This window comes from Mesorhizobium sp. M1312, from assembly GCF_040318115.1.
In the GTDB taxonomy this organism is placed as follows: domain Bacteria; phylum Pseudomonadota; class Alphaproteobacteria; order Rhizobiales; family Rhizobiaceae; genus Mesorhizobium.
In genome coordinates, this window is the sequence record NZ_JAMYLQ010000014.1 from 95346 (window position 1) to 116090 (window position 20745).

General features: G+C 62.1%; 22 protein-coding genes, 1 tRNA gene and 1 pseudogene. 11 read left to right on the forward strand and 13 right to left on the reverse strand.

All coding sequences use genetic code 11. The features are described from left to right. Positions 1–100: 100 nt before the first annotated feature. The 5 genes from NKH36_RS17920 to NKH36_RS17940 form a co-directional block, all read right to left on the reverse strand. Positions 101–1426, reverse strand: a complete 1326-nt coding sequence (locus NKH36_RS17920; protein ID WP_352962549.1) for an ABC transporter substrate-binding protein — start codon at positions 1424–1426, stop codon at positions 101–103. A gap of 36 nt (positions 1427–1462) precedes the next feature. Then, positions 1463–2551, reverse strand: a complete 1089-nt coding sequence (locus NKH36_RS17925; protein ID WP_352962546.1) for an ABC transporter ATP-binding protein — start codon at positions 2549–2551, stop codon at positions 1463–1465. A 290-nt stretch (positions 2552–2841) separates the two neighbouring features. Further along, positions 2842–3081, reverse strand: a complete 240-nt coding sequence (locus NKH36_RS17930; RefSeq protein WP_077371423.1) for a DUF2188 domain-containing protein — start codon at positions 3079–3081, stop codon at positions 2842–2844. Positions 3082–3111: 30 nt separating this feature from the next. Then, positions 3112–3420 carry a DUF982 domain-containing protein gene (locus NKH36_RS17935; protein ID WP_352962543.1) on the reverse strand — a complete coding sequence of 103 codons (309 nt, stop codon included), beginning with the start codon at positions 3418–3420 and terminating at the stop codon, positions 3112–3114. Positions 3421–3516: 96 nt separating this feature from the next. After that, positions 3517–4620, reverse strand: a complete 1104-nt coding sequence (locus NKH36_RS17940) for an NADH:flavin oxidoreductase/NADH oxidase (protein WP_352962540.1) — start codon at positions 4618–4620, stop codon at positions 3517–3519. A gap of 154 nt (positions 4621–4774) precedes the next feature. Between NKH36_RS17940 and NKH36_RS17945 the strand changes: the two genes are divergently transcribed. Both NKH36_RS17945 and NKH36_RS17950 read left to right on the forward strand, forming a co-directional pair. Then, positions 4775–5353 carry an NUDIX domain-containing protein gene (locus NKH36_RS17945; protein WP_352962537.1) on the forward strand — a complete coding sequence of 193 codons (579 nt, stop codon included), beginning with the start codon at positions 4775–4777 and terminating at the stop codon, positions 5351–5353. Positions 5354–5665: 312 nt separating this feature from the next. Beyond that, entirely contained in the window at positions 5666–5908 is a 243-nt protein-coding gene (locus tag NKH36_RS17950; protein ID WP_352962534.1) for a hypothetical protein, read from the forward strand. Between the two features lie 152 nt (positions 5909–6060). On the opposite strand, the gene NKH36_RS17955 is transcribed toward NKH36_RS17950, so the two are convergent. Next, a tRNA-Leu gene (locus NKH36_RS17955) sits at positions 6061–6146 on the reverse strand. 385 nt (positions 6147–6531) lie between these two features. Continuing rightward, positions 6532–6777 (reverse strand): GIY-YIG nuclease family protein, encoded by a 246-nt coding sequence (locus NKH36_RS17960; RefSeq protein WP_502912064.1) that lies wholly within the window; start codon positions 6775–6777, stop codon positions 6532–6534. A gap of 682 nt (positions 6778–7459) precedes the next feature. Here NKH36_RS17960 and NKH36_RS17965 point away from each other — a divergent pair. Both NKH36_RS17965 and ade read left to right on the forward strand, forming a co-directional pair. Next, positions 7460–7618 carry a cupin domain-containing protein gene (locus NKH36_RS17965; RefSeq protein ID WP_352962531.1) on the forward strand — a complete coding sequence of 53 codons (159 nt, stop codon included), beginning with the start codon at positions 7460–7462 and terminating at the stop codon, positions 7616–7618. Between the two features lie 492 nt (positions 7619–8110). Beyond that, positions 8111–9922 carry an adenine deaminase gene (gene ade, locus NKH36_RS17970; RefSeq protein ID WP_352962528.1) on the forward strand — a complete coding sequence of 604 codons (1812 nt, stop codon included), beginning with the start codon at positions 8111–8113 and terminating at the stop codon, positions 9920–9922. A gap of 28 nt (positions 9923–9950) precedes the next feature. Here ade and NKH36_RS17975 read toward each other — a convergent pair. Together NKH36_RS17975 and NKH36_RS17980 are read right to left on the reverse strand one after the other, a co-directional pair. Next, positions 9951–11116 (reverse strand): annotated as a pseudogene (locus NKH36_RS17975) (alpha/beta hydrolase). A 140-nt stretch (positions 11117–11256) separates the two neighbouring features. After that, positions 11257–12324: an alpha/beta hydrolase gene (locus tag NKH36_RS17980; RefSeq protein WP_352963663.1), complete on the reverse strand. Its 1068-nt coding sequence runs from the start codon at positions 12322–12324 to the stop codon at positions 11257–11259. 236 nt (positions 12325–12560) lie between these two features. Between NKH36_RS17980 and ilvA the strand changes: the two genes are divergently transcribed. Together ilvA and NKH36_RS17990 are read left to right on the forward strand one after the other, a co-directional pair. After that, on the forward strand, positions 12561–13817 hold the full coding sequence (gene ilvA / locus NKH36_RS17985) for a threonine ammonia-lyase IlvA (RefSeq protein ID WP_352962522.1): 1257 nt from the start codon (positions 12561–12563) through the stop codon (positions 13815–13817). Positions 13818–13827: 10 nt separating this feature from the next. Further along, positions 13828–14382 carry a DUF1697 domain-containing protein gene (locus tag NKH36_RS17990; RefSeq protein ID WP_352962519.1) on the forward strand — a complete coding sequence of 185 codons (555 nt, stop codon included), beginning with the start codon at positions 13828–13830 and terminating at the stop codon, positions 14380–14382. 11 nt (positions 14383–14393) lie between these two features. On the opposite strand, the gene NKH36_RS17995 is transcribed toward NKH36_RS17990, so the two are convergent. Together NKH36_RS17995 and gloA are read right to left on the reverse strand one after the other, a co-directional pair. Next, positions 14394–14687: a DUF2218 domain-containing protein gene (locus tag NKH36_RS17995; protein ID WP_352962516.1), complete on the reverse strand. Its 294-nt coding sequence runs from the start codon at positions 14685–14687 to the stop codon at positions 14394–14396. A gap of 130 nt (positions 14688–14817) precedes the next feature. Next, a complete protein-coding gene (gloA, locus tag NKH36_RS18000; RefSeq protein WP_352962514.1) occupies positions 14818–15258 on the reverse strand; it encodes a lactoylglutathione lyase in 441 nt (146 codons plus the stop codon). Positions 15259–15473: 215 nt separating this feature from the next. Here gloA and NKH36_RS18005 point away from each other — a divergent pair, with 215 nt between their 5' ends. The 3 genes from NKH36_RS18005 to NKH36_RS18015 are packed head-to-tail and all read left to right on the forward strand — an operon-like array spanning position 15474 to position 17395. Beyond that, complete coding sequence (locus NKH36_RS18005; protein WP_502912061.1) at positions 15474–16070, forward strand: cold-shock protein; 597 nt, start codon at positions 15474–15476, stop codon at positions 16068–16070. A gap of 24 nt (positions 16071–16094) precedes the next feature. Further along, the gene (locus NKH36_RS18010; RefSeq protein WP_352962508.1) at positions 16095–16607 is read left to right on the forward strand and encodes a DUF192 domain-containing protein; all 513 of its coding nucleotides are present in this window, start codon (positions 16095–16097) and stop codon (positions 16605–16607) included. Between the two features lie 20 nt (positions 16608–16627). Continuing rightward, complete coding sequence (locus tag NKH36_RS18015) at positions 16628–17395, forward strand: alpha/beta fold hydrolase (protein WP_352962505.1); 768 nt, start codon at positions 16628–16630, stop codon at positions 17393–17395. Between the two features lie 53 nt (positions 17396–17448). On the opposite strand, the gene NKH36_RS18020 is transcribed toward NKH36_RS18015, so the two are convergent. Continuing rightward, positions 17449–18051, reverse strand: coding sequence for an HD domain-containing protein (locus NKH36_RS18020; RefSeq protein WP_352962502.1), 603 nt, complete (start codon positions 18049–18051; stop codon positions 17449–17451). Between the two features lie 145 nt (positions 18052–18196). Between NKH36_RS18020 and cysE the strand changes: the two genes are divergently transcribed. Further along, entirely contained in the window at positions 18197–19045 is an 849-nt protein-coding gene (gene cysE, locus NKH36_RS18025) for a serine O-acetyltransferase (RefSeq protein ID WP_352962500.1), read from the forward strand. Between the two features lie 394 nt (positions 19046–19439). Continuing rightward, positions 19440–19643 carry a DUF3126 family protein gene (locus NKH36_RS18030; protein ID WP_013531334.1) on the forward strand — a complete coding sequence of 68 codons (204 nt, stop codon included), beginning with the start codon at positions 19440–19442 and terminating at the stop codon, positions 19641–19643. A 234-nt stretch (positions 19644–19877) separates the two neighbouring features. Here the strand turns inward: NKH36_RS18030 and NKH36_RS18035 are convergent, their stop codons facing one another. Beyond that, positions 19878–20609: a hypothetical protein gene (locus tag NKH36_RS18035; protein ID WP_352963670.1), complete on the reverse strand. Its 732-nt coding sequence runs from the start codon at positions 20607–20609 to the stop codon at positions 19878–19880. Positions 20610–20745: the final 136 nt, after the last annotated feature.

A 20745-nucleotide genomic window follows, 5' to 3' on the forward strand; every position in this document is an offset into this window, starting at 1 on the left:
CTCCTCATAAGGTCTGCTGGCATGGTGGCCTGAGAGGCCGCCACACGATTCTGGGAACCAGACCGGGCAGCGCGGTCGCGGCTGCCCGGCTCGGCTGTTTTTAAACGCGATAGTACCGGTTGGCGCGTTTCTCCGCCTCTTCCATCGCCTCCTGCGGCGTGGCCTGGCCGGTCACCGCCTTGGCGAACATGTCGACCAGGACATAATCGGCCATAGTCGCCGCCGAGGCGTAGCCGAGCGGCCCGGCATAGCCGTTGGGACGCAGCGTCGCCGAGGCCTTGGCGTAAGCGGCATTGTTCGGGTCGGCCGTCCACACCGGATTGTTGTCGAAGGCCTTGAGTGTCTGGCAGCAGTAGCCGGCCGAGGAAGTGATCCACTCCGCCATTTGCTGTTCCTCGAACATGAACTGCAGATAGGCTTTGGCCGCGTTCGGGTAGGGCGTGTAGTCGAAGATCACGGCCGTGGTCACCTGGAACAGCTCGACCGATTTCCCGACGGGACCGATCGGCAGGCTGGTCGTGCGCATGTCCTTGGCGATTTCAGTCAGTTTCGGATCATTGTCCTTGTTGGTCTTGGCCGTGTTATACACGGAAATGCCGTTGGCGATGACGCCCAGTTCGCCGGCCAGGAAGGCGCGGTTGTTGTTCACGTCGAGCCAGCTTTCGGTGCCGGGGATGAAGGTCTTGTAGAGTTCCTGCGCGTATTCGATCGCCTTGAGCGTCTCGGGGCTGTTGATCGTCACCTTTCCGCTCTCGTCGACCATCTGGCCGCCATGGCTCCAAAGCAGCCAGTGCGCATAGTTGTTGCCGTCGCCGACGCCATGACCGTGCGTGAAGCCGGCCGGATGCCCCTTCGCCTGCAAGGCCTTGCAAAGCTCGAGGAAGCCTGCCGTGTCCTTCGGAAATTCCGAGAAGCCAGCCTCCTTCACCCAGCTTTCACGATAGACGATGGCGTTGCCGATGGTGGCCAGAGGCAGGCCGAGGAATTTTCCCTCGCGCGTCGCATACTGCTTTGGTCCGTCGTGCCAGCCGCCGTATTTCGTGCCGAGATACTCACCCAGTTCCGACACGTCGTGCAGCTTGTCTGGATATTGATGCGGGTCGTCGAACCAGACCAACATGAGATCTGGACCAGAGCCGACATTGGCGGCGACCGCCGCCTTGGGGCGAATGTCCTCCCAGCTTTCCTTGTCGACACGGACCTCGACGCCTGTCGCCTCGGTGAACCGCTTGGTGTTGGCCAGCCATTGATCCTCATCACCCTGTACGAATGGCGACCAGCGCAGCATCCGCAGCTTTGCGCCGTCCTCGGGCTTGTAGGTCAACCCCTCCTGGGCAAAGGCGGGAGAGCCGACGAACCGGCTTCCCAAGGCTCCCGCCGCCACGCCGGCGGTCGTGCGGATCACGTCACGTCTGGTGAATTTCATGCTCGTCTCCTCCTGTTTATGTCCTTGCCGTGGTTCTTACTGCCGGGTGCGCATTTCGAAGCGCTGCCCGGTTTCGCCATGAAAGAGATGAATGAGGCCCGGCTCGGCCGTAAGCCAGACGGTTTCGCCCGGCGTGAAGGAATGGCGCTCGCGGAAATTGGCGACGATCTCTTCGCCGCCGGCCGTCCGGCCGATGAGCTGCACTTCCGATCCGGTCGGCTCGACCACCGCGACGGTGACCGGAATACCTTGGCCGTCGGACAGCTGCAGATGCTCGGGCCGTATTCCCAGCACCACGGGATCGCCATTGCCGATGGTAGGTGCTGCAGCCAATGGGATTGAAATCCCCCCGGAGCCTCGAAAGGACGGTGAGCCGCCATCGGTTGCGATTTCGCCCCTCAGCATGTTCATGGCGGGCGAGCCGATAAAGCTGGCGACGAAGAGATTGTTCGGCCGGTCGTAGAGTTCCAATGGCGGCCCGATCTGCTCGACCAGGCCGTCATGCATGACGACGATCTTGTCGGCCATGGTCATCGCCTCGATCTGGTCGTGGGTGACGTAGACCGTCGTGGTCTTCAGCCGCTGGTGCAGTTCCTTGATCTCGGCGCGCATCTGCACCCTGAGCTTGGCGTCGAGATTGGACAGCGGCTCGTCGAACAGGAAGACCGCCGGATCGCGCACGATCGCCCGGCCCATGGCGACGCGCTGGCGCTGGCCGCCGGAAAGCTGCCGGGGATAGCGCTCCAGCAACGGCACCAGTCCCAGGATTTCGGCGGCGCGCTTAACGCTGGCAGCGCTTTCGGCTTTCGAAACACCCTTCAGCATGAGCGAGAACGCCATGTTCTCGGCGACGGTCATGTGCGGGTAGAGCGCATAGTTTTGGAAGACCATGGCGACGTCGCGTTCTTTTGGCGCAACGTTGTTGACGATACGGTCGCCAATCGCGATCTGGCCGCGTGAAATCTTTTCCAGGCCGGCGATCATCCTGAGAAGGGTCGATTTTCCGCAGCCCGACGGCCCGACCAGCGTGACGAACTCGCCGTCGTCGATGTCGACGCTGACGCCGTGGAGAATTTCGACCGTTCCGAATGATTTGTAAACATCGCCAATCGCGACAGACGCCATCGATTTCCTCCCGAATGCTTCCTGCGACGTCTTCGAAGGAAACCGCTGCTTAACTGGCCGCGGCAGCTCCCAAGCTCCTCCCTGGTCACGCGCGATGATGAAACGGTAGCGCTACCAAGCCTGCCTGTAAAGCGGCTGCGCCGCAAGCACTCTTCTTTGTTGCTCGTGATTGTGGGCGTCCCCGGCACGGACTGAAATTCGCCACGTCCGGGATCATAGCAGGGGGATGCTTTGTCAAGCCCCAGCTCTTAAAACCAGAGATGCGCGAAGCCATCAGCAACGACGCCTGCCTAGTCGGAAACTTCGGTTTGCGGCCGGTCCCGGCCGTCGGCGAGCTCATCGTGCCATTTACCGTCGGCGTCCTCGTACTGGATGCCGTCCGTGGTGCCGGCGACCTGCTGTTCGGCCGAAGCTATCTCGGCGGCGCGCAGCGCGTCCTCGTGAGTAGGGAACGTCTCCGAAAATGTCTCGCCGACCTTGTAAGCCCAACCCCCGTCATGCTCGACGATCTTGTAGGTCAGCTTCGCCATGAATCCTCCAGTGGAAAAAGCTCAGTCTGCTCAATGCAACTTGCCTTGGGGCAGTTTGCCTTGAGGCAGTTTGCCTTGGGGCAATCTCTCGTCGGGAACCAGCACGTCCGATTCCTTCGCGGCTTCGACCAATGCCCGGCGTGCATCCGCTGTCGAACGATAACCCTCCAGCACTTTTAGGCAAGTGTCGAGAGCATCGCGATGCCGAGGACCACGATTGAGTGGCCAGACCGTCATCAGGCACTCCGCTGCTTCCTGGGTGCTGCGGATCTCACGGTATTTGCCGACATGGCCGAGTTCGACCACGACTGGCTTTTCGAAAGGCTTGTTGTCCATCATCGCCGGCAACGCGGGGCGGCCGATTTGGTTGCACGCCCCTCCGCGTAAATGTCTCAACGCTGCGGCTATTGGGGTCGCAGTCATGGAAACGGGCGGTCAGCCCGCCGCCTTCATCCAGTGCTGCATCGTCGTCACCGAGCGGGCAAGCTGCGGCGCCGGGTGGATCGTCTCGCCGAAGGTGGCGGCGGCGCGCCACGCCCAGCGCGGATCGGCGAGGAAGGCGCGGGCCAGAGCCACCATGTCGGCACGGCCCTCGGAGACGATCGCCTCGGCCTGCTTCGGGTCGTCGATCAGGCCGACGGCCCGCGTCGGGATGCCGGCGCCGTTGCGCACGGCTTCCGCCAGATGCACCTGGTAGCCCCGGCCTGTCGGCAGCTTCTGCAGGGGCGAATTGCCGCCGCTCGAGCAGCAGAGATAGGCGACGCCCGCTGCCTTCAGCGTCTTGGCCACTTCGATCGCGTCCTCGACATCGAAGCCGCCATCGACCCATTCCTTGACCGACAGGCGCGCCCCAAGCATCAGCTTGGGCACTGCCTTCCTCACCGCCTTGGCGATCTCGACGACAAAACGCATGCGGTTTTCCAGCGAGCCGCCCCAGCGGTCGGTGCGCTGGTTGGAAAGCGGCGACAGGAATTGGAAGATCAGATAGCCGTGTGCTGCGTGCAATTCGATGAAATCGAAGCCGGCCCGTTCGGCCCGTCTTGCCGCCTCGCCGAAGCGCTCGATGATGTGCAGGATTTCCTCGTCCTCCAACGCCCGCGGCACCTGCCAGCCCGTGTCGTAGGCGATTGCCGAGGCGGACACGATCGGCCACGGGTCCTGATCGGCCTTGAGCGGCCCGCCGCCTTCCCAAGGTTTCTGGTTGGAGGCCTTGCGGCCAGCATGGGCAAGCTGCGTGCCGAATTTGGTGCCTGGCGCGGCGACGCGCTTGGCGGCATCCAGCGCGCGCCGGGCGGCCGCCTCGTTGTCGTCGGAATAAAGGCCAAGGCAGCCATGCGAGATGCGGCCCCGCCGCTCGACGTCGGTCATCTCGACGGTGACCATGCCGGCGCCGGACATCGCCAGGTTCATCCAGTGGTACAGGTGCCAGTCGCTGGCGGAACCGTCATCGGCGGAATACTGGCACATAGGCGCCACCGCAATGCGGTTGGGAAAGGTGAGGCCGTCAAGCGTGATCGGATGGAAGAGGGACGTGGTCATCAGAAAACTCCGGGGAGGGCTGTCGCTATTTAGGCGGTGGTTTGCGCCTGCGCCATACACGAGGCGGTGAAGCGCGCCTCTGGACCAATTGCTGTCGGGATTGCGCAAATGCCGGTTCGCGGTTACGGCTCGCGCCGGCAGCACGGAGTTCACCATGGAAGACCGCATTCGCATCCGCTCGGAGGAAGTCCTTTCCGACGACTGGGCAGTCCTGAAAAAGACAGTCCTCGATTATCGCCGGCGCGACGGAAAATGGGAGACGCAGATCCGCCAGACCTACGATCGCGGCGACGGGGCGGTGATCCTGCCCTACGACCCCGAGCGCTCGACGGTTCTGCTCGTGCGGCAGTTCCGCTACCCAGCCTACGTCACCGGCCATCGCGAGCCGCTGATCGAGGCCTGCGCCGGTCTGCTCGATGAACACGATCCGGAAACCTGCATCCGCAAGGAGGCGGAAGAGGAACTCGGCTACAGGCTGAAGGACGTCGAACGGCTGTTTTCGCCCTATATGAGCCCCGGCAGCGTAACCGAGCGGCTTTGGTTTTTCGTCGCGCGCTATTCGCCGACCGACCGCATCTCCGACGGCGGCGGCGCGCCGGGAGAAGGCGAAGATATCGAGGTCCTGGAAATGCCGCTCGACGAGGCGCTGGCCGGCATTTACGACGGCAGCATTGTCGACGCAAAGACGATCATCCTCATCCAGCACCTGAAGCTGAACCCGATCCGGGCCTGATTTGAGCCGGCGCGGTGCTCGAAGCAGAACCAGCGCGATGGCGCCGCTGCTTGGCAAAGCCCAATCCCGCATTCTTGCCACGGCCTGGATGCTAGCATTTATGGTGCTTAATACGGTTGGAGCGGCAGACGCCTTAGTCAAGCGCTAGCTAATTGTATGAGCCCGCTTCATCCAATCGATGGATGAAGCTCATCATGGGCCGCTGCTACCTTGATCCATGGCGCGACTTACCCTGCGTCACCTATGGCAACGCCAAGGGCGGCAACCCGGTTTTTTGCTGCCCAAGAAGCCCGCTGGCTCTAGGGGCTAAATATGAGCAAGACGACTCTCATTGCTATCGCTATCCTCGCGATCACTGTCCGCTATGCGGAAGCCAAGGACCGTAAGGTCGAAACCGCGACCCTCGGGACCTACGCCAATTCGAAGAGCCTGCCGGTTTGCACCGCGTCAAGCTCACTGTTCGAAGTCCTCGGTGACAAGTGTTTTCTCGTCAAAGGTTCGATGATCTATGGCGACATCGCCGGGCTATCCCAGATAATCCCTTTGGGCTGGTAGGCGGAACGGCGCTAGACGCTAATCTTTCGCAACCTTACCTCCAGGCGCCGCCGCCAGGATGCGCTGTCAGCAGCAAAGATGAAATTGTCTGCCACCTTGCAGCAGAGCTCCGATTCCCGGCAAGAAAGCCAAATTGATGTTTCATTTCAACATGGTGCGGACGACGGGAATCGAACCCGTACGATCAGAGATCGAGGGATTTTAAGTCCCTTGCGTCTACCAATTCCGCCACGTCCGCAGGCCAGTCCTTTTCAGACGCCAGCCAAAGGCCGTCAAGCCCATCTCTGTCATCGAAAAAATCTCACACTGGAAGCACGCTTTGTCGCTGCGCCGCAAGAAACGACATGCGGCTTAAAAACTGAAGCCTGCCTCAATGTCCATTGACGGCCCTGAAACCTAGTTCCGCGACACAGTAATTTGACAGGTGGGGCCGATCGGCCGCGAACGTCCACAGTCCCTTCAGCGGCCAATTTCAGTGGGCAGGTCGCAGACCTTCGAGATTAGCCGAAACACCCCTCCACTTCGTCATCCGAGGGCGGAGCAAGGAGCGAAGCGACGCGGCGCAGACCCTGGGATCCATGCCGTTACCTCGCGGCAGTGCTCCAGCGGACTAGAACAGAACGCTACCACCCCGTTCCGCGAAAAAGCTCGAACCACTCTGGATTGGTTTTCTCGATCAGCTCGATCTTCCATTGGCGCGGCCAACGCTTCAGCGACTTCTCGCGCTGGATAGCATCGCGAATGTCGAAATGTTCTTCGCACCAGACCAGACGCTGCACGCCGTAGCGGCTGGTGAAGTGCGAGCGCAGTTGCGGATGCAAGCGCCGTTCTGAGCCGCTGCATTCTTCGGCTGAGGTAACGGAATGGATCCCAGGGTCTGCGCCGCGTCGCTTCGCTCCTTGCTCCGCCCTGGGATGACGAAGTCGTGGTGACTTATGCCCAATCGCCAGCGTCAGAGATGGCGGCTGGAGGCCGGCCGACGACCGTCCACAGCCGCTTTCAGGCTCAGTCTAAGAACCGAATCCTCTGTGCAGAGGAACTGGTACAAAAACCGCCTTGGCGGCAGGTCCGTGGCGCAAATCAGCGCCGTGCCGAAAAATCCACAGCATAGCTGCGGCGACCCGGCCAGCGGCAATCCCCTCGCCAGCGAGGGGCCAATCACCCACAAAGATTCAAACAAGATCGTTTCCACCTGGAACTCTTTCGCGGCGGCTGAGTTTCGGACTAAAGTTACTGGAATCCCGAACATGGCAGAGTTTGACACAGGACAAGGGCAGTCTGTTGCAAACGCCGTACGGCAATTGATCCGGTCTGAAGACAATCGCCGGTATTTACACGGTGTGCTGGATCTTGGCGTGGACCTCCGGTTGCCCAGCACCCTTGTTCCATTGCTTGAGGCGCTTGATCATGCCGGGCGGGAACCGTTTCCGCATTCCCGGGACCCCAAACGCGTTGCGTCATGGGGTGAAGGAGAGAATTTAGCGGGTTTTACCCGGTCATCGTTCGTCTGGAGATCCCTCAAAGGATGGCAGCTTTGTGCTCCGATTGAAGATGCCCGCCGGCTACAAAATTGCCGCACACAATCATCCCACCTCGGAATATCTAACGGTGCTTTCCGGTAACTTTCACATTGGGATGGGCGATAAGTTCGACGAGGCGAAAGGCACCGAACTGCCTGCTGGCGGCTTCGGCGTCGCGCCGCAGGGATGAATCACTTCGCCTGGACGACGAGCGACACGATTATCCAGGTTCATGGCGACGGGCCGTTCGCGATCACCTACGTCAATCCGGCGGACGATCCGAGCAAGAAGTGACAGTTGCGCGGAGTGCAGTAACCCTCTGAACGGCCGGTTCAGGCAATTCGAGTCTCTGATCGAAGCTTTCCCCGAACGTCGATTCAGGAAGATCCGCTAACGAGGGGCAACCTGCTTTTGCCGCAAACGGAATCGTATTCCGGTTGGGCACTTTGCCGTGGATGGCGCCTGAAACAAAAAACCCGCCTCGGCGGCGGGTCGTTGGCGCAAATCAGCACCATGCCGAAATCAATAGCATAGATGCCGTCACAAAGCAACGAATCGCGAGCTCGCGACGAGACTCGAAAATCGCGGTCATTGTGAAGGCCGAGGAGCGCTCAAGCAATCCGCTGATCTCGCTGGCCAAAACGCCATCGGCTTGGCACAGTCGGGAAAACAGGAGTCTCTCATGGTGAAGACCGCGAATGCGACGAAACCAAAACCCTGGGCCGAGGCGGCCACGCATCTGGTCGACGTCGCGATGGGCAGGAGGCCCGCCGATCTCGTCATCCGCAACGGGCGCTGGGTCAACGTTCATTCCGGCGAGATCATCGCCGGCACCGACATTGCCATTGCCGGCGGCCGCTTCGCCTATTGCGGGCCGAATGCCGGCCACGCCATCGGCCAGGGCACCAAGGTGGTCGACGCTGGCGGGCGCTATCTGGTGCCGGGCCTTTGCGACGCGCATATGCATGTCGAGAGCGGCATGCTAACGGTGACGGAGTTCTGCCGCGCGGTCATCCCGCATGGCACCACCTCGATGTTCATCGACCCGCACGAGATCGCCAATGTGCTCGGCCTTCCGGGTGTGCGGCTGATGCATGACGAGGCCGTCGCCATGCCGATCAACGTGTTAGTGCAGATGCCGTCCTGCGTGCCCTCCGCACCGGGGCTGGAGCATGCCGGCGCCGAGCTGACGGTCGCCGATGTCGCCGAGGCGATGGCGTGGGAAAACATCATCGGGCTTGGCGAGGTTATGAACTTTCCCGGTGTGGCGGCTAACGATCCGGTGATGGCGGGCGAGATCGCCGCGACGGTGAGGGCGGGCAAGACCGTCGGCGGCCATTATGCCTCCCGCGATCTCGGCCTGCCGTTCCACGGCTATGTCGCCGGCGGACCCGAGGACGACCACGAAGGCACGCGCGCCGAGGACGCCATCGCCCGCGTCCGCCAGGGCATGAAGGCGATGCTGAGGCTGGGCTCGGCCTGGTACGACGTCGCCTCGCAGATCAAGGCGGTGACGGAGAGCGGGCTCGACCCGCGCAACTTCATCCTGTGCACCGACGACAGCCATTCCGGCACACTTGTCCATGAAGGCCATATGGACCGGGTGGTCCGGCACGCCATCAGCCAGGGGCTGAAGCCGGTGACGGCGATCCAGATGGCGACGCTCAACACCGCCCAGCATTTCAGGCTGGAGCGCGAGCTGGGTTCGATCGCGCCGGGGCGGCTTGCCGATCTGCTGATCGTCTCCGATCTGGCCGCAATGACCATCGATGAGGTCTATGGCCGCGGCGTCAGGCTGGCCAAGGGCGGCAAGCTCGACATCGACATTCCGGCCTATAACTATCCAAAGACGGCGAAGAACACCGTTAAGCTCGGCAAGAAGCTCAAAGCAGGGGATTTCGACATCATCGCGCCCATCGGCGCCAACGAGGTGCGGGTGCGGGTCATCGGCGTGATCGAGAACCAGGCGCCGACGCGCGCGCTCGAGGCCGATCTTCCGGTCGAGGACGGGCTGGTCGCTATGGACCGCCGCAACGACATCTGCCAGATCGCGCTGGTCGAGCGCCACAGGGGCACGGGCGGCGTCACCAACGCCTTCGTCTCCGGCTTCGGCTATATGAGCGACTGCGCCATGGCCTCCAGCGTGGCGCATGATGCGCACCACATCATCGTCGTCGGCACCAGCAAGCAGGACATGGCATTGGCGGTCAACCGGCTCGGCGAGGTCGGTGGTGGCGTCGTGCTGTTCTCCAAGGGCAAGGAGCTGGCGCTGGTCAAAATGCCGATCGCCGGGCTGATGTCGGACGAGCGCGCCGAAATCGTCGCCGCCAAGGCCGACAAGCTGACCGAGGCAATGCGCCAGATGGGCTGTTCGCTGAACAACGCCTACATGCAGCACTCGCTGCTGGCGCTGGTCGTCATCCCGGAACTGAGGATTTCCGACGTCGGCCTGATCGACGTGACGACATTCCAGAAGGTCGACCTGTTCGTCTGACGACGACCAAGGGCGAGCCCCGCGTCAATCATCCGCCGGTGGCGATGGTCAGCACCTTGAACGGTGTGGTGATGACGATCTCGGCGACGGAGCCGACGGCCTTGCTGATGCCCTGGCCGAGATTGTCGATCGGCTGCGCCGGATTGACCTCGTCTGATGCCAGGCCGGCCGGCGCGCGCAGCCGGTCGCCGAGCAACTGCACCAGGAACGGGTTGTCGGCGAACTTGGCGTGGTTCAGACGGTCGCCGCCTTTGGTCTTGCTCAGGTCGACCACCGAAACGCCGTAGCTGGCGAGGTCGGCCGCGTCGCCGTAGTCGCCGACGCGCGGCTTGTCGCCGGAGATCAGGGAGGACAACCTGAGGGCGCGATCGTCGCCCGAAAGCAGGATGGCGAAAGGCTTGTCGGGCTTGCCATAGCGGATCATCTGCTTCTTGAACACATCGACATCGATGTCGGGCGAGGCCAGGATGACATAGCCGAGCTTGTCGCTGAGATCGCGGTCGCCGGTAATGGCAAGCTGGCGCAGCGCCTCCATCGTCACCCAGGTGCCATCGAATGGGCGATGATGTCGATGCTCTTGGCCCTCGTCTTGGCCAGCATGCGCAGCGTCTCTTCGAGATCGTCGCGCGCAGCGTTGGCGCTTTCCTTGTCGTAGATATAGCCCGTGGTCTTGCCGCTCGACGCCCATGAGAACAGCACCGGCGTGCCGGGATATTTCGTGTCGTGCGCGATCTCTGTCAGCCGGTAGATGCCGTCGTCGAAACCGTTGTTGAAGCCGTGCACGAAAACCAGCGCGCGGTCGCCGCGCATGGCGATGTCGGCGCCGACCGCCTTGGCGAATTGCGGGGCGCCTTCGTAGAATTCGACCTCGGTTGCCGTGAAGTCCTTCGCCGGATTGCTGTTGGCGGAGCCCCTGACCCGCTCGATGGCGCCGACCTGATGGACCTTCGGAACGGTGACCTCGACGCTGGCAAAGCTGGTGGTCGGTGAACGGTCACCGTCGAACACCTGCCGCGGATCTTTCGTGGCTTTCTTGCGGGTGGTGGCGACGAATATCTCATGCGTGGCCGCGATGTCGGAGGCAGGCACAGTCACAGCCGTCGTGTTTAGAAGGTCGTGTGTCTTCCGGCCGGCGCATCCGGCAACAGCGAGCGCGAGCGCAACGACGAGAAAAATCTTCGAACGTACGGTCACGCAGGCTCCCGCAAGGGGGACGTCAAGCTGGTGACGTCGATAAAGCCAGAGCCCGGCCTGGTCCAGTTGAAAGTGTTGTGACGGTGCCGCAACCGTGAACACACACAACGAAAGCCTGTGGAACGGGGCGTGGAACGCACCTACTCTCCGAGCAGGCTGATGCGGTCGGTCACCTCGCGGTCGCTGGCAAATCCGTCATCCTCGCGCAGCCGCTGGCCGATCATCTTCACCAGCTCGGGGTTGTCGGCGAATTTGGTGTGGTTGAAACGGTCCGATCCCTTGACGTTGGAAAGATCGACGACGCTCACGCCATAGTCGGCGAGGTCGGCGGCGTTCTTGTAGTCGCCGACACGCGGCCGCGAGCCGGCGATCAGGCCGGAGAGCCGCAGCGCCCGGTCGTCGTCGGACAAAAGCAGGATGAATGGCTTGTTCGGCTTGCCGTAGCGGCGCATCTGGCTCTTGAACACATCGACATCGATATCGGGCGAGGCCAGCACGACGTCGCCGAGCTTGCCGCCGAGATCGCGGTCGCCGTTGATGGCGAGCTGGCGCAGCGCTTCCATGGTGACCCAGGTTCCCAGCGAGTGCGCGACGATGTCGATGCGTCGCGCGCCGGTCTGCGCGAGCATCCTCAGCGTCACTTCCAGCTGGTCGCGGGCAGCACTGGCGCTTTCCCGGTCGTAGACATAGTCCCTGGTCTTGGCGCCCGACGCCCAGGAAAACAGCACCGGCGTGCCCGGGTAGCCGGAATCATGGGCGATCTGGGTGACGCGATAGACGGCGGCGTCGAAGCCGGTGTTGTAGCCATGGACGAAGACCATGACGCGGCCGCCGCGCGCGGCGATGTCGGTGCTGAGCGCGCTGGAGAATTTCGGCGCGGTGTCGTAGCCGACGACGTCGGAGGCCATGAAGTATTTGGCCGGGTCGTTCGACTTGCCGCGCGAGCGCCGCTCGATCTGACCGGTTTCGTGGGTCCCCGGCACGGTGACGTTGACGCGGGCATAGTTCAGCGTGGCCGAGCGCTCACGGTCGAAAACCTTGCTGGGATCGTCGGAGCGCTTGCGCGTCGTGGCGATGAAGATGCTGTGGTTGCCGGCGATGTCCGTCACCGGCGCGGACACCATGGCGCTGCCGAGCAGTTCCTCGGTCTGCCGGCCGCCACAGCCGGCAACAAGCAAGGCAAGGGCAAGGATACAAATCTTCTTCAACTCTAGAATTCCACTCCGGCCGAAAGGCCTATCCAACCTCCGCGAACCCTCCCGGACAGCCGAAGTGCGGCAGAAGTAAGTCATATCCCGCCGAAATGCGCTCAGCGCCTCGCGACGGCCATCGCACTGTTGCGCGAAAGCCAGAACGATTGCCCTGATCAAACACGTACGGCGTATGCTAACTTCGTGACCACCAATCGCACGCGAAGACCACAGACGATCCGGGTGATCTTGCCATGACCAGTTTCTCCTCCCGTGTCGCTGCCGCTGCCGCCGCGATCCGCCAGATTTTCCCGGAAACGCCGCTGCAGGAAAACGATTATCTGTCGAAGAAGACCGGGGCGCGCGTGCTGCTGAAGCGCGAGGACCTGTCGCCGGTGCGCTCCTACAAGATCAGGGGCGCCTTCAACTTCTTTCGCAAGGCGCTCGACGCCGGCAACGATGCCGAGCTGTTCGTCTGCGCTTCCGCCGGCAACCATGCGCAGGGCTTTGCCTTCGTCTGCCGTCATTTCGGCAAAAAGGGCGTCGTGTTCATGCCGGTGACGACGCCACAGCAGAAGATCGACAAGACGCGGCTGTTCGGTGGCGAGTTCGTCGAGATCAGGCTGGTCGGCGACTTTTTCGACGACTGCTACCGCGCTGCCTTCGAATTCACCGAAAGTGCCGGCGCGCACATGGTGCCACCATTCGACCACAAGGACATCATCGAGGGGCAGGCGACCGTCGCCTACGAGATATCAGGCCAGATGCCGGGCGCGCGCATGCCAGACATCATCATGCTGCCGGTCGGCGGCGGCGGTCTGGCAGCCGGTGTGACGCATTATTTCGCCGACCAGCGCCGCGACACGCGCTTCGTCTTCTGCGAACCGGCCGGAGCGCCAAGCCTGAGCGAGAGCCTCGCCACCGGCAAGCGCATCAAGCTCGCCAAGGTCGACAATTTCGTCGACGGCGCGGCGGTGGCCGAGATCGGCCGCGAGCCGTTGCGCCATCTCAGGGAGTTTGCCACTGAGGCCGTGCGGCTGATCCCGGAAAACCGGCTCTGCGCGACCATGATCGAGATGCTGAACGTCGAAGGCGTGGTGCTGGAGCCAGCCGGCGCACTGGCGATCGACGCGCTCAAGGATTTTTCGAAGAAGGAAATCAGGGGCAAGACCATCGTCGCGGTGGTTTCCGGCGGCAATTTCGATTTCGAGCGGCTGCCGGACGTGAAGGAAAGGGCGCTGCGTTTCGAGGGGCTGAAGAAGTACTTCATCATCCGCTTTCCGCAGCGGCCGGGCGCGCTGCGCGACTTCCTCGAATTGCTGGGGCCCGACGACGACATCGCCCGCTTCGAATATCTGAAGAAATCAGCGCGCAATTTCGGTTCGGTGCTGATCGGCATCGAAACCAAGGACCGCCGCAATTTCGATCTGCTCAACGCGAATTTCGAAGCCGAGGGCGTCCAGTATCAGGACATCACCGACAACGAGACGCTCGCCGGGTTCATCATATGAGCGCCCGAATATGAGTGCCCGGGCGAAGATATTCGTTGCATTGTTTTCCGGCATCAATGTCGGCGGCAACCGCATCGTCAAGATGGCCGAACTCCGGTCGTTCTTCGAGGAGCTCGGCTTTCGCAACGTCGCCACCTATGTGCAGAGCGGCAACGTCGTGTTCCGTTCGGCAAAGGGCGACACGGCCACGCTGGCCAAACAGCTGGAAACGGCCTTCGAGAAGAAATGGGGATTTCACTCGCGCATCATGGTGCGCGATCTCGGCTGGTTCGAGCGGCTGGTGGCGGACAATCCCTATCCGGAAGTTGCCGGGGAGCCGACGAAGCTCCACGCCTATGCGCTGGAGCGCGCTTCGACCGCCGACGAGGTCGCGCGGCTGGCCGAAAAATGCACAGGTCCCGAACGGTTCGAGATCAGGGGCGACGTGCTTTACCTGCATGCACCGGAAGGCCTCGGCAAATCGGTGTTTGCCCACCTCATCCCGCGCACGCTGAAGGTGCCCGGCACCGCTCGCAACTGGCGCACGGTGCTGAAGCTGCTGGAGTTGGCCGGCCGAAGCGGCTGAAACGTGGTCGCCTACGCTGCCGAAGCCCTTTTCCAGTCGAACGTCAGCTCTTCGCGGAAAGCGAAGCGTTTGATGTGGTCGGCGACAACCGTTTCCAGGCGCTCCAGCGAGCCGGCTTCGTCAGCGGTTACCGCGATATGCAGCGCTGCCGGATCGGCATCCAGAACCGTGCGGCCCTGTGAGAGATCGATGGTGCCGTGGTTCGGATCGAACTCGACGGGAAACTTGTGCGCCCAGTGCTTGCAGAGCTGCTGCAGATAGCGGCTCGCATGTTCGGTGACGACATCGACATGGCTGGTCGGCATGAATGGATTTCTCCTGAGGCAAGATGCGCCAATTTCGGAAGCAGGCGCGATTGCCGGACAGATAGTCGCGATCTCGACAAACGCCATAAAATGTCCGGCTTGGTCGTACCCGCTCTCGATCTTGTGATGTTTACCAGCTTCCGGTGTTCGCCATCGACGCCCAGGGCTCGGCCTTGGCCTTTGCCGGGCCTTTCTGCAAAAGCTCGATCGAGATGCCGTCCGGCGATTTGACGAAGGCCATGTTGCCGTCGCGCGGCGGCCGGTTGATGGTGACGCCCCTGTCCATCAGCCGCTGGCAGGTGGCGTAGATGTCGTCGACCTCGTAGGCGAGGTGGCCGAAATTGCGGCCGCCCTTGTAGTCTTCCGGATCCCAATTGTAGGTGAGTTCGATCAACGGCGCCTTGTCGGCGATGCCGCTTTGCTCGTCCTCAGGCGCGGCGAGGAAGATCAGCGTGTAGCGCCCCTGTTCGTTTTCGTGGCGGCGCACTTCCTTGAGGCCAAGCTTGTTGCAGTAGAAATTAAGCGATGCATCGATGTCGGCGACACGGACCATCGTGTGGAGGTAGCGCATGTGATTTCCTCGAAAATGTTGTGCTGCGGCGGAACATAGGGGCCACCCGGCCAAAGGGCAATTCCCGATAGCCGGTCGCGCCGGCAAACAATCCGGTATTTCCTGCAACGAACCGTGAAAAAAGGCACGTCAGGTCTTGCACACACCGGAAGCGGCAGTGTTAATCTAACGTCAAGAATCAGTTGCGGTATTTTTGGAAAAAGGGGGGCGTTCTTATGGGGGAAAAAGCCTCTTTCATGGGGCGGGACGGAACCGGTCACGACGCCTTGCAAAGGGACGAGAGCGGCGACGCTGCCGATCTTGTCGAGGTTGCGGGCGCCATCAAATGGTTCGACGTAGCCAAGGGCTACGGTTTCATTCTTCCCGATGACGGCTCTTCCGGCGATATTCTCCTACATGTGACATGTCTTCGAAAAGACGGTTTCCAGACCGCCTTGGAAGGTGCGCGCGTCGTCTGCCTGGTCAAGCAAGGTGAGCGCGGATTGCAGGCGTTCCGCGTGCTCTCCATGGATCTCACCACGGCGACCCATCCGGCGGAGATGCAGGAGCAGCGCACCAACGTCTCGGTGACGCCGGAAAGCGGTCTCGAACGGGCGCTGGTGAAATGGTTCAACCGGACCAAGGGGTTCGGTTTTCTGACCCGGGGCGAGGGCACCGAAGACATTTTCGTCCATATGGAGACGCTGCGCCGCTACGGCATTACCGAGCTCAGGCCGGGGCAGGTCGTGCTGGTCCGCTTCGGGCGCGGCGACAAAGGCCTTATGGCTGCCGAAATTCACCCGGATATGGGTACCTTGCCGGTCTCGCACTAGGCGATTTCCGGCCGAGGATTTTGCATGACTCACAGGAACTGGCTGACAACGGGCGTAGTCTGCGCCGCGATGGCTTTTGTTATTGCGACAGGCGCTTTCTTCCATTCGCAGCAACCGGCTTCGGCAGACAGCCGGGCGATGATCCTTGCCGTCGACCCGCGGCCGCTGGTCGCGGTGACGAAAGCCGGCGAACGCTCTTTCTCGATCGAAATCGCCGACACCTCCGCCGAACGTGAGGCCGGCCTGATGTTTCGCGAGGAGATGGCCGACGATCATGGCATGCTGTTCGTGTTCGAGGAGCCTCGGGATGTGAGCTTCTGGATGAAGAACACGCCGATGCCGCTCGACCTGATCTTTGTCGGTCAGGACGGCAAGATCCGGGCGATCAAGCAAGGCGAGCCGCAATCCGAGGCGATGATCTCGCCCGGCGAGCCGGTTCGCTTCGTGCTGGAGCTCAAGGCGGGCACTGCCGCCAGGGGCGGCATAGAGGATGGCGACTTGTTGCGCCACCCGGCAATCGGCACTGCGCACAACTGAACGCGCAGGATCCGTCGCAGATGCAGTTTTTCTCCCATGACGGTTTTGATCTGGCCTTCCTCGACCGCCAGCCGGCATCGGGGCAGGGCGATCCGGTGCTCATGATCCATGGCTTTGCCTCGACCCATTACGTCAACTGGGTGTCGCCCGGCTGGTTCAAGGCGCTGAACGATGCCGGCTACCGCGCCATTGCCTTCGACAATCGCGGCCATGGCGCCTCGTCGAAGAGCTATGAAGAGGCCGACTATACTCCCGCAAAAATGGCTTCCGACGGGGCAGCGTTGCTGAACTATCTCGGCATCGAACGTGCCCATGTCATGGGCTATTCGATGGGCGCGCGGATATCGGCGTTCCTGGCGCTTTCCGATCCGGACAAGGTGGCGACGCTGGTCTTCGGCGGTCTCGGCGTCGGCATGGTCGACGGCGTCGGCGACTGGGATCCGATCGCCGCCGCCCTTCTCGCCGACGATCCCGATATCACCAGCCATCCGCGCGGCCGCTCGTTTCGCGCCTTCGCCGACCAGACCTGCAGCGACCGCCGGGCGCTGGCCGCCTGTATTGCCACCTCGCGGGAATTGCTGGCAGAGGCCGACATTGCGCGCATTGCCCAGCCGACATTGATCGCCGTCGGCACCAAGGACGATATCGGCGGTTCGCCCGACGAACTGGCCGCCTTGATGCCGAACGCCAGGGCTTTTCACATCGAGGGCCGCGACCACATGCTGGCCGTCGGCGACAAGACCTTCAAGCAGAGGGTGCTGGAGTTCTATGCCGAAAATCCGCTGTGAGCGCATCGGTGCACAGCGTATGTACGCTTTTCCGAAACCAGGCCTGTCCGGATTCAGCTTAGCCCGAGCGCTGTGAGCGAGCGCGCCATGTTTTGCCGAGCCTGAGCCTCGAACCGCTGCCGGAACTCCTCGGTGTGAAAGATGTGCGGGCGGGCGAGGAAATTCTTCAGAACAGCACTGCGGCCGGCACGCCACATCGGCTCTTCCACCCAGCCATATTCGCGGCGAACCGCCTGTTCATAGGCATCGAAGGCATCAGCCGTTGCACCCAGAATTGCCAGGTCCATGTCGAGGAACAGCGCTGCGTCGCGGACGGCATTCTCGTCGTCAAAGTGCGGTAATTCATGCGTGGCGGTGGCGATGATCATTGCCGTGATGCGGCCAAGGCGCTGCGCACCCGTGCGGCCGGCGAGCTTTTTCTCGGCGAGGGCGGCACTCCTCGCCTCGTTGTCCTTGGCCCGGCTGTCGTAGATGGCGTCGTGGAACCATATCGCCGCCTCGACTGCTTCGGGATCGTGCAGCGATGCCCGATAGTCGTCGGCCAGCGCCAGCATCGCCTCGATATGGGCAAGGCTGTGATAATGGCGGCCTTCGGCCCGATAGAGCACGGAAAGCTCGTGCTTCAGCGGTTCGTCGATCAAGGGTTCGTTTTCCATGGTCGCTTGAATTTCCGTGAACCAAATCCATTTGACAAAGCACTAAGGAAAATTGAGTTCAACCGTGCTATGATCTGGCTTATATGTGCGGCCGGGGAATAGGCAAGCCGCCAAGCCGGAGACATTAGGCGGCCGGAGACCATTGATGAACAGCGTTACGATTGCCCGCCCGACCATGGTGAAGCCGATCGATCCGATCTGGCGCTCGATCCGCGACGAAGCGATGGAGGCGGTCAACCGCGACCCGCTGCTGGCGGCGTTCCTCTATTCGACCATTCTCAACCAGGAGAACCTGGAGGAGGCGGTCATCCATCGGCTGGCCGAGCGGCTCGCCCATCAGGATATCGGTTCCGATCTCATCCGCCAGACGTTCAAGGCGATGGCAGCCGACGACAAGGACTGGGCATCGACGGTGCGTGTCGACATCCAGGCCTATTACGACCGCGATCCGGCCTGCGACCGCTTCATCATGCCGGTGCTCTATTTCAAGGGTTTTCATGCGATTCAGACCCACCGGCTGGCGCATTGGCTGTGGAACCAGGGCCGCCAGGACTTCGCGCTCTACCTGCAGAGCCGGTCGTCCTCGGTGTTCCAGACCGACATCAACCCGGCCGCCCGCATCGGCAAGGGCATCTTCCTCGACCACGCCACCGGCCTCGTCGTCGGCCAGACGGCGGTGATCGAGGACGACGTGTCGATCCTGCACGGCGTGACGCTGGGCGGCACCGGCAAGGCCGGCGGCGACCGCCATCCAAAAATCCGCTATGGCGTGCTGATCGGCGCCGGCGCCAAGATCCTCGGCAACATCGAAGTCGGCCATTGCTCGAAGATCGCGGCAGGCTCGGTGGTGCTGTCGCCGGTTCCGCACAACAAGACGGTTGCCGGCGTGCCGGCCCGCGTCGTCGGCGAGACCGGCTGCGACCAGCCTTCGCGGCAGATGGACCAGCTTTTACCGTCGCAGACGATGGACCACGTCGTCAGCTTCGATATCTGACGTCAAGGCGCTCAGACATACGGCTGAACTCCGATTGTGCGCTCGGGTGGCGTGGCGTCTGGTTCTCTCGCCAGGACAATCGCTTCAGACCAATCTTCGATGTCGGCACCGCCCCTCATCTGCCTGCCGGCATCTTCTCCCCGTATAGTGACGGGGAGAAGGGGCTGGCCGCGACGTCGGCACCCTTTCTGCAACACTGGAGATTGGCGAAAATCCTTTGCAAAGGCGTCCTTCTCCCCGTCACTATACGGGAGAAGTGCCCGGCAGGGCGATGAGGGGCAGCGCAGACATGAGGCGATTACCCCGGTTCTGTCGCCGGCTTGCCTTTACATCGCCATTGTCGACGTGCCAGAAGCGCGCTCAAACGAGCAAGACCGACGATCGGAGAAGACTTTTGAAGCCGGACGAAATCAGAAAGCTGGACGCCTATTTCAAGCGCGTCTTCCAGAACCCCAAGCTTGAAGTGAAGGCGCGGCCGCGCAAGGACGACTCGGCCGAGGTCTATGTCGGCGACGAATTCCTCGGCATCGTCTTCAAGGACGAGGACGACGGCGACTATAATTTCTCGATGGCGATCCTCGACATCGATCTGGCTTGAGCCGGGAATTCGCGGCTGGCGGCAGGTCGTCGCTTCGTCATCCTAGGGCGAAGCGAACGCGAAGCGGAGCGCAGATCCTGGGATCCATGCCGTGACATCGGCCGAAGAATGCAGCGGTCTTCGCGGTTCGCTTCGCTCCCACTCCGCCCGAGGATGACGAAAGGAGAGGCGTTTTCGCCAATCTCCGCCGTTTGCGATCAAAGCGAGTCGAATGATCCCTTCAGACACAACGTGTTAGCGCCCGGTCTTCAGGAAACGCGCAGCCTCGGCGGCGATGGCTACGTCGAGCGCCTGCCAGTCACCCAGAGATTCCATGGGAAAGCGGTAGGTGAGGCTGAGATTGTCGCCGACCAGAATGTCGCGTTCGCAGGGCGCCAGCGATTGCGCAGCACTCGGGCCGCTCAGGCAGCGGGCCACGAACGGATCCTTGCCCCGGCGATCGGCGACCGCCAGCACCTCGTTGAAATAGCCTGATTTTTCACTGAAGCCGTGAAGCGTCGTGCCGCCCGGGCCAGGCGTGCCGGGCTGGACAATCAGGGCGCTGTAGATCGGCGCGAAGCGCCCGCTCATGTCACGCGACATGACCTGTCGTTCGAACGACAGAAAGATAATCCTCTTGCTCGATCCGGTGTGGTTGAAATCGTCGCGGGCGGCCTCGCCGTAGCCGTCCATCTCGGGATAGCGCAGATAGAGGTCGAGGCGCGAGGCGATGCCGTCGCGCCGGGCCTGGTCGAAGCGGATGACATTGGCCGGTACGGCGATGACATTGTTGCCGAGCACCAGCTCGTGGATTGTCGTGTCGTCGGTGTATCCGGCCATGGCGATCGACCGGCCGAGCCATTTGCCGCCAAGGCTGATCGCCACCGAAAGCATTGCCAGCCCCGCGAACACGTAGAACACTCGCTTCATCAGCTTGGAATCGACGACGGTGAGTTGCGGACCGTTGGCGGTGGCTGCCTGCTTCATCGCGATCCCCAATTTCGGCCGTCTGTTCCGAGATGTCCCATGTGCATCCCCCTTGGGGTGTCCTTGAGCGGCACATGTGGCGCGGCACGGCTCTTGCAACGCGCCTGTCGAACACGACTGTGCGATTTCATGGTAA